The sequence below is a fragment of the Pseudomonas sp. MS01C9 genome, from assembly GCF_058202755.1.
Genome location: NZ_CM177073.1, coordinates 2,543,016 through 2,556,897 on the forward strand (window position 1 = coordinate 2,543,016; position 13,882 = coordinate 2,556,897).

Sequence of the window (13,882 nt, forward strand, 5' to 3'; positions counted from 1 at the left end):
CGACTGATGAGACTCATGCGACCGTATCCTTAACCGGGCTACTAAACCCGACCACTGATGGGCAGTGGCAGGAAAACAATAGAACCCCAGGACAAGGCGCACAAGCGGGCGGATTCTGGCGTAGTTGTAGGCAAAGGCGCAAGGAGGCGTGGCTTGGTGGTGGGGTGTAGGTGGGGTCTGTAGGAGCAGGGTTTGTCGGGGATGCGGGTGACTTGTTTTGCTCTGGAACCGTGTCGATTTCATCGCGAGCAAGCTCGCTCCCACAGGGGTTGGGGGCCTGTTGCAGATAGTGTGTTCATCACCATCCGGTGTGGGAGCGGGGGCACAAGGCCTCTCGGCCTGACCCAGCCATCGCGTTGTGCCATGTAGATCGCATTCAGCTTTTTGGGGGGCTGCTGAGCAGCCCAGCGGGGATAAAGCCCCTCGCCACAAGGGAGTCTCTCGCCACAAGGGACTTCCTCACCACAAGGGATCGGCATGGCTTGGTTGAGCGGCATGCCTGGGGGTGCTATTTGCGCTTGAGCATCTCCGGCAACTGCGCCACCAGTTTCTGGTTGTTCAGCGGCGCGCGGATGAAGCCGCGTTGGCTGCCGTCCGGGCCGATGACGGCGAGGTTGCCGCTGTGATCCACCGTGTAGTTGGGCTTGCTGGTGTCCGCCGGGATGAAGGGAATGCTCACAGCGTTGGCGAGTTTTTGCAGGTCTTCGATGGATGAAGGGGTCAGGCCTTTGAACTGCGGGTCGAAGTAACCCAGGTACTGCTTGAGCTGCTTGGGCGTGTCGCGGTTCGGGTCGACGCTCACCAGTACGATCTGCAACTTGTCCACCGCCTCGGGCGGCAGCTCGCTCTTGATCTGGCGCAGTTGGGCGAGGGTGGTCGGGCAGATGTCCGGGCAGAAGGTGTAGCCGAAGAACAGCAGGCTCCATTTGCCCTTGAGCTCGTCCATCGCCACGGGCTGGCCGTCCTGGTCGGTCATTTTCACGTCCGGCAGGTTGCGGCTCTGGGGCAGCAGGATGATGCCGGCGTCGATCAACCCCGTCGGGTCGCCCTGGCCTTTGCCGGACAGCACCTTATTGATGGTCAGGCCCAGGATCAGTGCGATCACGGCCGCGAGGATGAAGACGGTTTTCTGGGTTCGGGTCATAGGCTCAACAATAGGTAGTGATCGACAAGCAGGGCGATGAACAGCAGGAACAAGTAGTAGATAGAGTACTTGAAGGTGTTGATCGCGGCGTGCGGCCGACTGCCACGGTACAACACCACGGCCCATTGCAGGAACCGGGCGCCGAGTACCAGGGCGCAAACCAGGTAGAGCAGGCCGCTCATCTGGATCACGAAGGGCATCAGGCTCACCGCCAGCAGCACCAGGGTGTACAGCAGGATATGCACCTTGGTGTAGTGCTCGCCATGGGTCACCGGCAGCATCGGGATATCGGCCTTGGCGTATTCCTCTTTGCGGTGGATCGCCAGGGCCCAGAAGTGCGGTGGGGTCCAGGCGAAGATGATCAGCACCAGCAACAGCGGCTCGGCGCTGACATGCCCGGTGGCCGCCACCCAGCCCAGCAGCGGTGGCGCCGCGCCGGCGAGGCCGCCGATGACGATGTTCTGGGGCGTCGCGCGTTTGAGGAACCCGGTATAGACCACCGCATAACCCAGCAGCGAAGCCAGGGTCAGCCACGCCGTGAGCGGGTTGGTGAAGGCCAGCAGCAAGGCCTGTCCGGCCACCGCCAGGGCGAGGGCGAACGTCAGGGCCGCGGCCGGCGAGACCCGGCCTTCGGCCAGTGGTCGCTTGTGTGTACGGGCCATCACCGCATCGATGCGCCGGTCCACCACATGGTTCACCGCCGCCGCGCCGCCGGCACACAGGGCGATGCCCAGGTTGCCGAACACCAGCACCGTCCACGGCACCCCGGCGCGGGTGGCGAGGAACATGCCCACCAGGGAGGTGATCAGCATCAGCACCACGACCTTGGGTTTGGTCAGCTCCAGGTAATCGCGCCAGATCGCCTGGCTGTGGCGTTCACCGGTCAAGGTTGCCATGGCATCTCTCCTTTTATCGTGATGGGGGCGACGCCGTGTTTATGCGGGTTGAACCGCCAGCGCAGCGGGACCTGATGCTTGACCCGGACCAGGCTGGTGCGGGCGTGATAATTGACCAGCACCAGGGTCAGCAGCAGTGCGGCGCCCCCGGCGTTGTGGGCCACGGCCACCGGCAGCGGCAGGTGGAACAGCACGTTGCTGATGCCCAGGGTGATCTGCGCCGCCAGGGCCGCCAGCACCAGGCCGGCCAGCCGGGTCATGCCGACGCTCTTCAACTGCCAGGCCAGGCCCAGCAGCACCAGCGTCACCAGCAACGCGCCGATGCGGTGGGTCAGGTGGATGGCGGTGCGGGCGTCGCTATCGAGTTGCCCGCCCAGGTAGTTCGGGCCGATGTGCTGGGTCAGGTGAAAGCCGTTGGCGAAGTCGGCCGGTGGCAGCCATTGGCCGTGGCAGGTGGGGAAATCGATGCAGGCCACGGCGGCGTAGTTGGAGCTGACCCAGCCGCCGAGGGCGATCTGGCCGATCACCAGCAGCAGCCCGGCGGTGGCCCAGTGTTGCAGGCGCTTGGGCACGGTCAGCGCCGGCAGTACGCCGGACAATCTCAAGGTGAGCAGGAACAGCAGGCTCAAGGTGGCGAACCCACCCAGCAGATGTCCGGTGACCACTTGGGGCCAGAGCTTCAGGGTCACGGTCCACATGCCGAACGCCGCCTGGGCGAACACCACCGCCAGCAGGAACAGCGGCAGCTTCAACGGCTGGCCGGGACGACGCCGGTCCATCCAGGCGCGGGCGGCCAGCACTGCGATCATCAACCCCAGCGCGCCGGCGAAATAACGATGGACCATCTCGTTCCAGCCCTTGTGGGCTTCCACCGGCGCGTCGGGAAAGTGCAGTTCGGCATGGGCCAGTTGGGCTTCGCTCTTGGGCACGCTGATGAAGCCGTAGCAACCGGGCCAGTCGGGGCAACCGAGGCCGGCGTGGGTCAGTCGGGTGTAGGCGCCCAGCAGTACGACGATCAGTGCCAGCAGTGTGGCAAACAGCGCGAGGCGAAATCCTGGTTTGGCCATGTCGATGCCCTCATCCGATGTTCGACAGTTTCAGCAGGTGTCGCAGGTCGTTGAGCAGGTCCTTGCCCTTGACCCGGGCGTCATAGCGCAGCACCAGGTTGCTGTGGGGATCGATGATCCACAGCTGGGCACCGCCGGAACCCTGGGCGCCTTTCTGATAGGCCGGCAGGTCCAGCGAGTAGCGTTGCAGTTGCGGGTATTCGCGCTGCAGCTGGGCGTCGTATTCGGCATCCAGCGGTTGGGCGGCCGCCAGGGCGTGGCTGGCACGGGAGGCATCGCGGCCCAGGCCGATCTGCACCTGCCGGGCCAGGTACACCAGCTGCCGGCAGTCCACCGAACATTCCTGCGGCGCGGTGACGAGGATCTGCCAGCGCTGTTCGTCGGCCTGTACGCCGATTTCGGCGCGGGTCTGGCCGGTGCCGATCAGCTCGCCGTGGTAGCTGCGGCTTTCCGGTACCCAGAACTGGAATTTGTACATGCCGGTGGCCAGGATCATCGGACCGATCACCCCCAGCACGATCAACAGCAACTGCACGCGTCCTTTGCGCCGATTGCGCGCGGTGGCGGCCTCAGACGTGTTGGTTGGATTCATGGTGGTTCCCATGGTGTCTCCCTGCGTTATGCCATCCAAGATAAAGAAACAGGCCGAACAGCGCCGCCGCCATGGCGAACCACTGCACGGCGTAGCCGAGGTGTTTTTCCGGCCCCATGGCCACCACCGGCCAATCGGTCCGGTAGGCGCCGGGGCCGCTTTGTTGCCGTAGTTCATAGGCGAAGCCGTGGCGATCCAGTTCGGCCCAGAGCTTGTCCGGTTCGATGGCGGTGACCAGTCGCGGCCACGGCGCATCCACCGGGTCGGCGTGGAGCTGGAAGGTGGCGCCCGGCGCGACGTAGACCCAGGCCTGCAGGCTCACCGGTTGTTCGGGGGTGCTGAAGACCGGTGGGGTGCGGCGGTCGGGCCAGGGCAGCCAGCCACGATTGACCAGCAGCCACTGTCCGCTCGCCTGGTCGAGAAAAGGTTGCAGCAACTCGACGCCCACCTTGCCGTCGTGCTGGCGGTTGTCCAGCAGGATGCTGTGGGCGGCGTCGAACTGGCCGTGCAGGCTGACCCGGCGAAAGGCCGGATCCTGGGTTTGCGGCAGTTCGACGCTGGCCATCGGCGGCGCCACCCGGCGCTCGGCATAGGTGTCCATGAGCACGCGTTTCTGTTCGCCCCGACTCAGTTGCCAGAACCCCAGGCACACCATCACCGGCACCAGCACGGCCACCACCAGCGACGGCACGATGCCTGGCCGGAAGCCTTTCATGGCGCCGCCCCAAAGCTGTCGAACGAGATAGCTATACTCACGTGCATCGCGTCCCCCCGGAGTGTTCCTGATGCTCAAAGCAGCCATCGTCCTGATGCTGATTGCCACGATTGCCAGCCTGTTCAGTGGCCTGTTTTTTCTGGTCAAGGACGAAAGCGATTCCAATCGCCTGGTCATCGCCCTGGCGGTGCGGGTCAGCCTGGCCGCTGTCACCGTCGGCTTGATCGCCTGGGGTTTCTTCAGCGGCCAGTTGGTCTCTCACGCGCCTTGGTGACGGTGGTCTTAGAGCACGTAGACGAAGATGAACAGGCCGATCCACACCACATCGACGAAGTGCCAGTACCAGCTCGCGGCCTCGAAGCCGAACTGGTGCTCGTTGTCGAAGTGCCCGCGCATGATGCGCATCAGCATCACGAACAGGATGATCGTGCCGATGGTGACGTGGGCGCCGTGAAAGCCGGTGAGCATGAAGAATGTCGCACCGTAGATCCCCGAACCCAGGGTCAGGCCCAGCTCTTTATAGGCGTGGATGTATTCCTCGGCCTGGAAGCCCAGGAACGCGCACCCCAGTAGCACGGTGATCGCCAGCCAGAGTTTCAACGCGCCGCGATGGCCTTTCTTCAGGGCATGGTGGGCGATGGTCACGGTGACGCTGGAGCTGACCAGCAACACGGTGTTGAGCAGCGGCAGGCCCCAGGGGCTGATCACGTCCTTGGGCGGCGGGAAGAGTTTCGGATCGGGGTTGTTCAAAAGCGGCCAGACGTATTCGAAGTTCGGCCAGAGCATCTCCGACAGGCCCTTGCTGCCTTCGCCGGCCAGGCCCGGCGCCGACACCATGCGCACATAGAACAGGGCGCCGAAGAACGCGATGAAGAACATCACTTCGGAAAAGATGAACCAGCTCATGCCCCAGCGGAACGAGCGGTCGAGCTGCGCGCTGTACAGGCCGGCGCGGCTTTCCTTGATGACCGCGCCGAACCAACCGAAGAGCATGTAGGCGAGCAACAGGCCACCGACGAAAAAGATCAGCGGGCCGTGGGAATCCGGGCGCGCGGCTTTCAGGTCGTTGAACCAGGTCGCCAGGCCATACACCGTGACGAACATCCCGACCGTGGCGATGATCGGCCACTTGCTCTGGGCCGGAACGTAATAGTGCTCATGAGTTGCCATTTATTGTTCTCCTTATCGGGCACGCTATCGGTCAGTGTTTACGGCCACCGGTGGATGACGAGCAGTGATGTCGAACAGCGTGTAGGACAGCGTCAGGTGCTTCACTTCCTTGGGCATTTCCCGGTCGACGATGAAGCGCATGGGCATTTCGATACGCTCGCCGGGTTGCAGCACTTGCTGGGTAAAACAGAAGCATTCGGTCTTGTGGAAATAGGCCGCCGCGTTGCTCGGTGAAATGCTCGGCACGGCCTGGGCACTCATTGGCCGGTCGGTGGGGTTGTGGGCCACGAAGACCATTTCGTTCACCGCCCCGGGCTTGACCACCAGCTCATCGCCCCTGGGGTAGAAGTCCCAGACCATGTCCACGGCGTTGGTCGACAGGAACTGCACGCGCACCTGCCGCGACTCGTCGACGGTCTGCTCGCCTTCGTACTGTCCGCCGGTCTTGCCGTTGATGCCGAACGCCTTGCACATCACGTCGTAGATCGGCACCAGGGCGAATCCGAAGACAAACATGGCCACCACCACCAGCAACAGCCGGGTGACCAGTTTTTTCAGTGAAATCGAATCAGCCATGATCCTCGTTCCTCATCCGTATTCCTGTGGACTCGAGCTTGCTCGCGATGCAGGCGACGCGGTGTGCCAGGAAGACCGCTATCGCGAGCAAGCTCGCTCCCACAGGGGTTGCATGAGTCATCTCATTTCACTTCCGGCGGCGTGGTAAAGGTGTGATACGGCGCCGGCGACGGTACGCTCCATTCCAGTCCTTCGGCGCCATCCCACGGCTTGGCCGGTGCCGGCTCGCCGCCACGGATGGTCTTGATCACGATGAACAGGAAGAAGATCTGCGTGGTGCCGAACATGAACGCGCCGATGGACGAGACCATGTTGAAGTCGGCGAACTGCAGGTTGTAGTCGGGAATCCGCCGTGGCATGCCCGCCAGCCCCACGAAGTGCATCGGGAAGAAGGCCAGGTTCATGCCCACGAAGGACAGCCAGAAATGCAGCTTGCCGAGGGTTTCGTCGTACATGTGGCCGGTCCATTTCGGCAGCCAGTAGTAGGCCGAGGCGAAGATGCCGAAGATCGCACCGGGCACCAGCACGTAGTGGAAGTGGGCGACTACGAAGTAGGTGTCCTGGTACTGGAAGTCCGCCGGTGCGATGGCCAGCATCAGCCCGGAGAAACCACCGATGGAAAACAGGATCACGAACGCCACGGCAAAGAGCATCGGCGTCTCGAAGGTCAGCGAGCCTTGCCACATGGTGCTGGCCCAGTTGAACACCTTCACCCCGGTGGGCACGGCGATCAGCAGGGTGGCGTACATGAAGAACAGCTCGCCCACCAGCGGAATGCCCACCACGAACATGTGGTGCGCCCAGACGATGAACGACAGGAACGCAATGGCCGCCGTGGCGTAGACCATCGAGGTGTAGCCGAACAGCGGCTTGCGGGCGAAGGCCGGGATGATCGAGCTGACGGCACCGAAGGCCGGCAGGATCATGATGTACACCTCGGGGTGGCCGAAGAACCAGAACACATGCTGGAACAGCACCGGATCACCGCCGCCGGCGGCACTGAAGAAGCTGGTGCCGAAGTGGATGTCCATCAGCATCATGGTCACGCAGCCGGCCAGCACCGGCATCACCGCGATCAGCAGGAACGCGGTGATCAGCCAGGTCCAGACGAACAATGGCATCTTCATCAGGGTCATGCCGGGGGCGCGCAGGTTGAGGATGGTGGCGATCACGTTGATCGCGCCCATGATCGAGCTGATCCCCATCAGGTGGATGGCGAAGATGAAGAACGTCACGCTTTCCGGTGCGTAGGTGGTGGACAGCGGCGCATAGAAGGTCCAGCCGAAGTTCGGCCCGCCCCCGGGGGTGAACAGGGTCGACACCAGCATCAGGAACGCCGCTGGCAGCAGCCAGAAGCTGAAGTTATTCATGCGCGGCAGGGCCATGTCCGGCGCGCCGATCATCAGCGGGATCATCCAGTTGGCGAGGCCGACGAAGGCCGGCATCACCGCGCCGAAGACCATCACCAGGCCATGCATAGTGGTCATCTGGTTGAAGAATTCCGGCTGCACGATCTGCAGGCCGGGCTGGAACAGCTCGGCGCGGATCACCATGGCGAACGAGCCGCCCAGCAGGAACATGGAGAATGCGAACCACAGGTACAGCGTGCCGATATCCTTGTGGTTGGTGGTCAGTACCCAGCGCATCAGGCCCTTGGCGGGGCCGTGGGCGTGGTCGGCGCCGGCATGACCGTGGTCATCGATCACAGCACTCATGTCCTGTCTCCTTCGAACGAATGGGCTGGACGGCGCGGGGCAACGAGCCCCGCCCGGTTGCGGGAACACACGTCAGGCCGGCTCATTGGCTTTGCGCCTGTTTGAGTTCCAGCACTTCTTTGGGCGTCACCATGTCGCCCTTGTTGTTGCCCCAGGCGTTGCGTTCATAGGTCACGACCGCGGCGATATCGACTTCCGACAACTGTTTGCCGAACGCGGCCATGGAGGTGCCGGGTTTGCCGTGGAAGACAATGTTCAGGTGATCCTTGATCGGCCCGGTGGCGATCTTCGACCCCTTGAGCGCCGGGAACATCGGCGGCAATCCCTGGCCTTCAGCCTGGTGACAGGCCACGCAGGTGGTGTGGTAGACCTTGTCGCCACGTTCCTTGAGTTCTTCGAGGGTCCATTCCTTGCTGGTCAGCTCCTTGAGCTGCGCGGCTTCGGCCTTGCGTTCGCCCAGCCATTTTTCATAGTCGGGCTTGCTCTTGACCTCCACCACGATGGGCATGAAGCCGTGGTCCTTGCCGCACAGCTCGGCGCATTGGCCACGGTACAGGCCGGGCTTGTCGACGCGGGTCCAGGCTTCGTTGACGAAGCCGGGGATCGCATCGCGCTTGACCGCGAAGGCCGGCACCCACCAGGAGTGGATCACGTCGGCGGAGGTCACCAAAAAGCGCACCTTGGCATCGACCGGCAGCACCAGCGGCTTGTCGACCTCCAGCAGGTAGTGTTCGCCCTTGGCGCTCTGGTTATGGATCTGTTCGGTGGGGGTGGCCAGGTTGCTGAAGAACTCCACGTCCTGGCCCAGGTACTTGTAGTGCCATTTCCACTGATACCCGGTGATCTGGATGTCGATCTCCGATTCGCTGGAGTCGTACATCTTGATCAGCGTGGCGGTGGCGGGAACCGCCATGGCCACCAGGATCAGGAACGGCACGATGGTCCAGAGGATTTCGACGCGGGTGTTTTCGTGGAAGTGGGCCGCATTCTGGCCCGTCGAGCGGCGGTGCATCATCATCGACCAGAACATGGCCCCGAAGACGATGATGCCGATCACTACACAGATCCAGAAGATGGTCATGTGCAGGTCGAATACTGCATTGCTGATCTGTGTCGCTCCAGGCGCCATATTCACAGTCCAGGCCGCTTGTGCCTGGCTGAAAATCGAACACAACAGGAGGCCCATCCATACATGTGGATGTCGCATCATTGCGGGTTCCCCTTATCGTTCTTGTTATCCCGTAGGCGTCACGCCTTCGGCAAGGGAGCGGCTACATCAGACTACGAACTCATTGCGCCGTTGCCTTGCTGCCTAACATCGGGTTCATCAGCTAACTCCATTCCAACCCGAGTATAGACAGCGACTGCAACCTCGCAACGCGATGGCGTAAATCGCTTGAAACAGACGGGACTTGCGCCCGAGCCCGCGAATGGAGAAGGATGCGAACCTGAGTGATGGCAAATCGATATAGCGCTGATGCATCAAGCAAGGGGTATTTATGACAAATGGGTCTTAGGAGTGTTTTTACGCCAGCTAAGTTATGTCTTCCCTATTTCATTGCCTTTGTTTTCCTGGAGTTGTCATGAACACCGCCGCATTGCGCGAGCAGATCCAAAAAGCCCAACAACATGAAGCCGAGACCGGCCAGTTGACCCGTCAATTGACGGAGCAACTGCCGAACCTGCACCGTGCCATTCAATTGCCGGACGCGAACGCCAACGACGTCCTGGCGCGTTTTGTCGCCGCCTATATCGACGAAGTCCCCGACCTGCTGGACGCCGCCAACGATGTCGCCAGGGAAGCGGGTATCGAGTCGCAGATCAAACCGGTACTGAAGATCGCCGAACAGTACTTCCTCCAGCCGCCGACCATCATGGCCGGGCACGTCGGGCTCGACAGCCTGCTGGACGAAGCCTACCTGGCGCACCGGTTTGTCGAAGAGGTCAACGACCTGTACATCAAGCATTTCGGCCAGCCACTGATCCCCTTGGACATGACGGTCGCCAATCTGATTGCTCACCAGCTGATCGGTGAGCAATTCGCCAACCAACTCGATGAAGTGGTGCATCACACGTTCGATGAGATGCTCAACGACGAGACGTTTGCACTGGAGTCGGTAGAGAGCTACCGCGAGAAGCTCAGCAGCCCGGAAACCGGCGCGGCCTGGAAGCGCTGGCCGTGCATGTCCCGGCGCCTGGGCGTGGGGCTGGAGTTGGACCAGCCGGCGGCTTGATCCAACAGGGCAACTTAAATCTTTGTGGGAACGAACCTGCTCGCGATGGCATTGGACCAGCCACCTCGCAGCTGGCTGACACGTCGCTATCGCGAGCAAGCTCGCTCCCACAGGATTTTCTGGGTGTCAGGCAGAAGCCGCGCCAACCCCCACGGTCGTGCGCAATCGCCCCTCCAGCCTGCGCTTGAGCCCGCGGGATTCGATCAGCAGCTTCGAACCCTTGCTGGCATTGGCCCGGCTCCATTCTTCAAGCAGTTCCAGGCAGGAGTGGTCGATGTAGCTCAGGTTGTTGAGCGGCACATGCACTGTCGCACCTTCTGGAATGGTGTTCAGCACCTGGGTCAGGGCTGGCACCTTGAGGAAGGTCGCCGCACCCACCAACCGCAGTTCCATCTCACCGTCCTGGGGCAAGTCGATCAGGCTGATTTTCAGGCGCGAGGCTTTCCAGGCCAGTTTCGCCAGGGTCAGGCCGAAACCGATCAGCACACCGGTCAGCAGGTCGGTGAAGATGATCGCCAACGCCGTCGCGGCGTAAACGAACATCGGCATCCGGCCGTAACGGCCCAGGCCGCGAAAGGCCTTGAGGTCCACCAGTTTGAAACCGGTGTACACCAGCACACCCGCCAGGCTCGCCACCGGAATGCTTTGCAGCACGCTGGATAGCAACAACACGAACAGCAGCAACCACAGGCCGTGGAAAATCGTCGACATCCGCGTGGTGGCGCCGGCCTGGACGTTGGCCGAGCTGCGCACGATCACGCCGGTCATCGGCAGGGCACCGAGCAGGCCGCACAGCATGTTGCCTATACCTTGCGCCGACAGTTCCCGGTCGAAGTCGGCACGTTCACCGCTGTGCATGCGATCGACGGCGGCTGCTGACAGCAGGGTTTCGGCGCTGGCGATGAAGGCCACTGCGAATGCGGCGATCAGTACGGCGGGGTCGGCCAGGTTCAGCAGGTCCGCGGGGCGCAGCCAATCAATGGCTTCGGCCATGTTCGCCGGCACTTCCACACGCTTGACCTGCAAAGCCAGCAGCAGGCTGGCGACGGTCGCCAGGCCGACACCCAGCAAAGCACCGGGAATGAAGCGCAGGCTGTGGGGACGCAGTTTTTCCCACAGCCACATCACTGCAATCGTCGAGAGCCCGAGCAATCCGGCCTGCCAGCCGAAGGACGGCAACGCCTGGGCCACCGCGCCAGGGAACGCGGCCAGGTTATCCAGGCCCGACGGCTTGGGTGCCGCATCGAGCATCACATGGACCTGGGACAGCACGATCAGCACGCCGATACCCGCCAGCATCCCGTACACCACCGCCGGCGCCGTTACGCGGAACCAGCACCCCAGGCGAAAGCGCCCGGCCAGCAATTGCAGAAAACCGGCCAGCAGCAGGATCGGCCCGAGCATGCCTACGCCGTGTTGGCGCACCAGCTCGAAAACCAACACCGCCAGGCCCGCAGCCGGCCCGCTGACCTGCAGCTTGGAACCGGCGAGGAAACCCACCACCAGGCCACCGACGATACCGGTGATCAGCCCCTTGGCTGGCGGCAGGCCGGATGCAATGGCGATGCCCATGCACAACGGCAGCGCCACCAGAAACACAACCACGGAAGCCAATAGCTCCCGTGGCAGAACAGCTTTCAATTGAGCAGCACGCATGGCGACTCTCCCGCAGTTTTCTTCAGGCATGGCAAGGCCCGGCCGCTCGAAGAGCAGCAAGGCTTGAACCATGCAAGGATGTTTAGGAGTGGTTAGAAGCGCGCTTTGGGCGTCGCCACCGGAATCGGATGGCTGCCATCAAGCGGCAGGAAACATCCCTTGTCCGCATCGAAGGCTTTGATCTCGCTGGTCTCGATGTTGTACACCCAGCCGTGGATGAACAACTGGCCGCTGGCCATGCGAGAAGCCACCGAAGGATGCGTTCGCAGGTGCTGCAGCTGCGCGATCACATTCTCTTCGGTGAGCACGGGCATGGTCTGTTTTTCGTCGCCGCACGGGCAATTGTCGTGGACCATGGTCTTGGCCACTTCGGCGTGGCGCAGCCAGGCCTTGACGGTGGGCATCTTTTCCAGGGTATCGGGGTTGAGTACCGCGCGCATGGCGCCGCAATCGGAATGGCCACAGACGATGATGTGCTGCACCCCGAGGGCCAGCACGGCGTATTCGATGGCGGTGGAGACGCCGCCGTTCATCTGTCCGTAAGGTGGAACGACGTTGCCGACGTTTCGGGTCACGAACAGATCGCCTGGAGAACTATGGGTGATCAACTCGGGCACGATGCGCGAGTCGGCGCAGGTGATGAACATCGCCCTGGGTTTCTGGGCGGTGGCGAGTTTCTTGAAGAGCTCTTCCTGCTGCGGAAAGATCTCGTGATGGAAATGCAAAAAGCCGTCAACAATATGCTGCAGCGCTGCATCGGCGGTTTCCGCCTCGGGTTGGGCTGAAGCCGACGCAGCCAACGGCTGTTTATCCTTGTCACTCATGATTCATCCTCTTTGACGGGGGCCTGTGTGGCCACTAGTGGCTGTTTAAAAAACGTCCAGGTCGAATTGCCCGACCTGTCAGTCACTCGATGGACAAGGTAGCGACCGAAACTTAACTCAAACTGAATCGATGGCTCTAGAACAAGGATTACAGGCATGACCTAAAGTGCAGGTGCGATCATCCTCAGCCCATGTCACAAGGTCAACTTTAATCAAATCAACGACATCTGTCGGCCCGGCGGACAAAAGGCGTCGCAATCGAGATCGTAACCCCCTCGTCGCTCCAGGCCCAGGCGCTTGAGCGCCTTGGCGAACCGTTGGGCCAGCAGGTCGGCGAACGGTCCTTCACCGCGCATTCTCGTCCCGAACCGGCTGTCGTAGAGCTCGCCGCCGCGGCTCTGGCGCACCAGGCTCAAGACATGGGCGGCGCGTTGCGGATAGTGGGCCTGCAACCAGTCTTCGAACAGCGGTGCGACCTCCAGCGGCAAGCGCAACATGATATAGGACGCGCTTTGCGCGCCGGCGGCATGGGCCTCGGCCAGCAGGCTTTCGATTTCGCTGTCATTGATCATCGGAATCATCGGCGAACACAACACGCCCACCGCGATACCGGCCTCGCGCATGACCCTGATTGCCCGCAGCCGAGCCTTGGGCGCCGCCGCGCGCGGTTCGAGAATGCGCTTGAGCTCATCGTCCAGGGTGGTCAGGCTGATCATGACCCTGACCAGGCGCTGTCGGGCCAGCTCGCTCAGCAGGTCCAGGTCACGCAGGATCAGCGACCCCTTGGTGACGATCGTCACCGGGTGACGGTAGCGCAGCAACACCTCGAGGATCTGTCGGGTGATGCGCTGTTCGCGCTCGATCGGCTGGTAAGGATCGGTGTTGGAGCCCAGGGCGATGGGCGCGCATTGATAACCGCGCCTGGACAATTGCTCTTCCAGCACATCGGCGGCGTTGGTCTTGGCGATCAGTTTTGTCTCGAAGTCGAGCCCGGGCGACATGTCCCAGTAGGCATGGCTGGGCCGTGCATAACAGTAGATGCAGCCGTGCTCACAACCCCGGTAGGGGTTGATGGAGCGGTCGAAACCGATGTCCGGTGAGGTGTTGCGGGTAATGATGGTCTTCGCCATTTCGATGCGCACTTCAGTGCCTTGGGTCGGCGGTACTTCCTGATACCAGCCATCGTCCTCGGCCACCGAGCGACTCGGCGCGAAGCGGTTGTGCGGGTTGGCGGCGGTGCCACGACCGCGGGGTGGAAGAGAGGCTGACATGGGGATACTCCGCTAAGCTGTA

General features: G+C 62.3%; 14 protein-coding genes. 2 read left to right on the plus strand and 12 right to left on the minus strand.

The window, feature by feature from the left end; translation table 11 throughout:
- Nucleotides 1-508 precede the first annotated feature (508 nt).
- From AC1M7R_RS11710 to AC1M7R_RS11730, 5 genes are read right to left on the minus strand one after another with little or no spacing between them, the layout of a single operon-like run.
- Entirely contained in the window at nucleotides 509-1,144 is a 636-nt protein-coding gene (locus tag AC1M7R_RS11710; protein WP_490610418.1) for an SCO family protein, read from the minus strand.
- Nucleotides 1,141-2,040 (minus strand): heme o synthase, encoded by a 900-nt coding sequence (gene cyoE / locus AC1M7R_RS11715; protein ID WP_072398092.1) that lies wholly within the window; start codon nucleotides 2,038-2,040, stop codon nucleotides 1,141-1,143. Before cyoE ends, AC1M7R_RS11710 begins: the two co-directional genes overlap by 4 nt.
- Complete coding sequence (locus AC1M7R_RS11720) at nucleotides 2,028-3,107, minus strand: COX15/CtaA family protein (protein WP_072398090.1); 1,080 nt, start codon at nucleotides 3,105-3,107, stop codon at nucleotides 2,028-2,030. The genes cyoE and AC1M7R_RS11720 overlap by 13 nt, the downstream gene beginning before the upstream one ends.
- A 10-nt stretch (nucleotides 3,108-3,117) precedes the next feature.
- The gene (locus AC1M7R_RS11725) at nucleotides 3,118-3,711 is read right to left on the minus strand and encodes a PA_0111/PP_0108 family redox-active disulfide protein (RefSeq protein ID WP_490610419.1); all 594 of its coding nucleotides are present in this window, start codon (nucleotides 3,709-3,711) and stop codon (nucleotides 3,118-3,120) included.
- Entirely contained in the window at nucleotides 3,677-4,414 is a 738-nt protein-coding gene (locus AC1M7R_RS11730) for an SURF1 family protein (RefSeq protein ID WP_072398078.1), read from the minus strand. Before AC1M7R_RS11730 ends, AC1M7R_RS11725 begins: the two co-directional genes overlap by 35 nt.
- Before the next feature lie 70 nt (nucleotides 4,415-4,484).
- Here AC1M7R_RS11730 and AC1M7R_RS11735 point away from each other — a divergent pair, with 70 nt between their 5' ends.
- Nucleotides 4,485-4,688 carry a twin transmembrane helix small protein gene (locus AC1M7R_RS11735; protein ID WP_053149525.1) on the plus strand — a complete coding sequence of 68 codons (204 nt, stop codon included), beginning with the start codon at nucleotides 4,485-4,487 and terminating at the stop codon, nucleotides 4,686-4,688.
- 8 nt (nucleotides 4,689-4,696) lie between these two features.
- Here the strand turns inward: AC1M7R_RS11735 and AC1M7R_RS11740 are convergent, their stop codons facing one another.
- The 4 genes from AC1M7R_RS11740 to coxB form a co-directional block, all read right to left on the minus strand.
- Nucleotides 4,697-5,584, minus strand: coding sequence for a cytochrome c oxidase subunit 3 (locus tag AC1M7R_RS11740; RefSeq protein ID WP_053149528.1), 888 nt, complete (start codon nucleotides 5,582-5,584; stop codon nucleotides 4,697-4,699).
- Between the two features lie 24 nt (nucleotides 5,585-5,608).
- The gene (locus tag AC1M7R_RS11745; RefSeq protein WP_072398074.1) at nucleotides 5,609-6,160 is read right to left on the minus strand and encodes a cytochrome c oxidase assembly protein; all 552 of its coding nucleotides are present in this window, start codon (nucleotides 6,158-6,160) and stop codon (nucleotides 5,609-5,611) included.
- A 122-nt stretch (nucleotides 6,161-6,282) separates the two neighbouring features.
- Nucleotides 6,283-7,875 (minus strand): cytochrome c oxidase subunit I, encoded by a 1,593-nt coding sequence (ctaD, locus tag AC1M7R_RS11750; protein ID WP_072398072.1) that lies wholly within the window; start codon nucleotides 7,873-7,875, stop codon nucleotides 6,283-6,285.
- Nucleotides 7,876-7,957: 82 nt separating this feature from the next.
- Nucleotides 7,958-9,085, minus strand: a complete 1,128-nt coding sequence (coxB, locus tag AC1M7R_RS11755) for a cytochrome c oxidase subunit II (RefSeq protein WP_072398070.1) — start codon at nucleotides 9,083-9,085, stop codon at nucleotides 7,958-7,960.
- 373 nt (nucleotides 9,086-9,458) lie between these two features.
- Between coxB and AC1M7R_RS11760 the strand changes: the two genes are divergently transcribed.
- On the plus strand, nucleotides 9,459-10,109 hold the full coding sequence (locus AC1M7R_RS11760) for a hypothetical protein (RefSeq protein ID WP_076405819.1): 651 nt from the start codon (nucleotides 9,459-9,461) through the stop codon (nucleotides 10,107-10,109).
- Between the two features lie 126 nt (nucleotides 10,110-10,235).
- Here the strand turns inward: AC1M7R_RS11760 and AC1M7R_RS11765 are convergent, their stop codons facing one another.
- The 3 genes from AC1M7R_RS11765 to AC1M7R_RS11775 form a co-directional block, all read right to left on the minus strand.
- A complete protein-coding gene (locus AC1M7R_RS11765) occupies nucleotides 10,236-11,765 on the minus strand; it encodes a SulP family inorganic anion transporter (RefSeq protein WP_072398061.1) in 1,530 nt (509 codons plus the stop codon).
- 92 nt (nucleotides 11,766-11,857) lie between these two features.
- Nucleotides 11,858-12,589 carry a carbonic anhydrase gene (locus AC1M7R_RS11770; protein WP_072398060.1) on the minus strand — a complete coding sequence of 244 codons (732 nt, stop codon included), beginning with the start codon at nucleotides 12,587-12,589 and terminating at the stop codon, nucleotides 11,858-11,860.
- A 212-nt stretch (nucleotides 12,590-12,801) separates the two neighbouring features.
- Complete coding sequence (locus AC1M7R_RS11775; RefSeq protein ID WP_072398059.1) at nucleotides 12,802-13,860, minus strand: PA0069 family radical SAM protein; 1,059 nt, start codon at nucleotides 13,858-13,860, stop codon at nucleotides 12,802-12,804.
- Nucleotides 13,861-13,882: the final 22 nt, after the last annotated feature.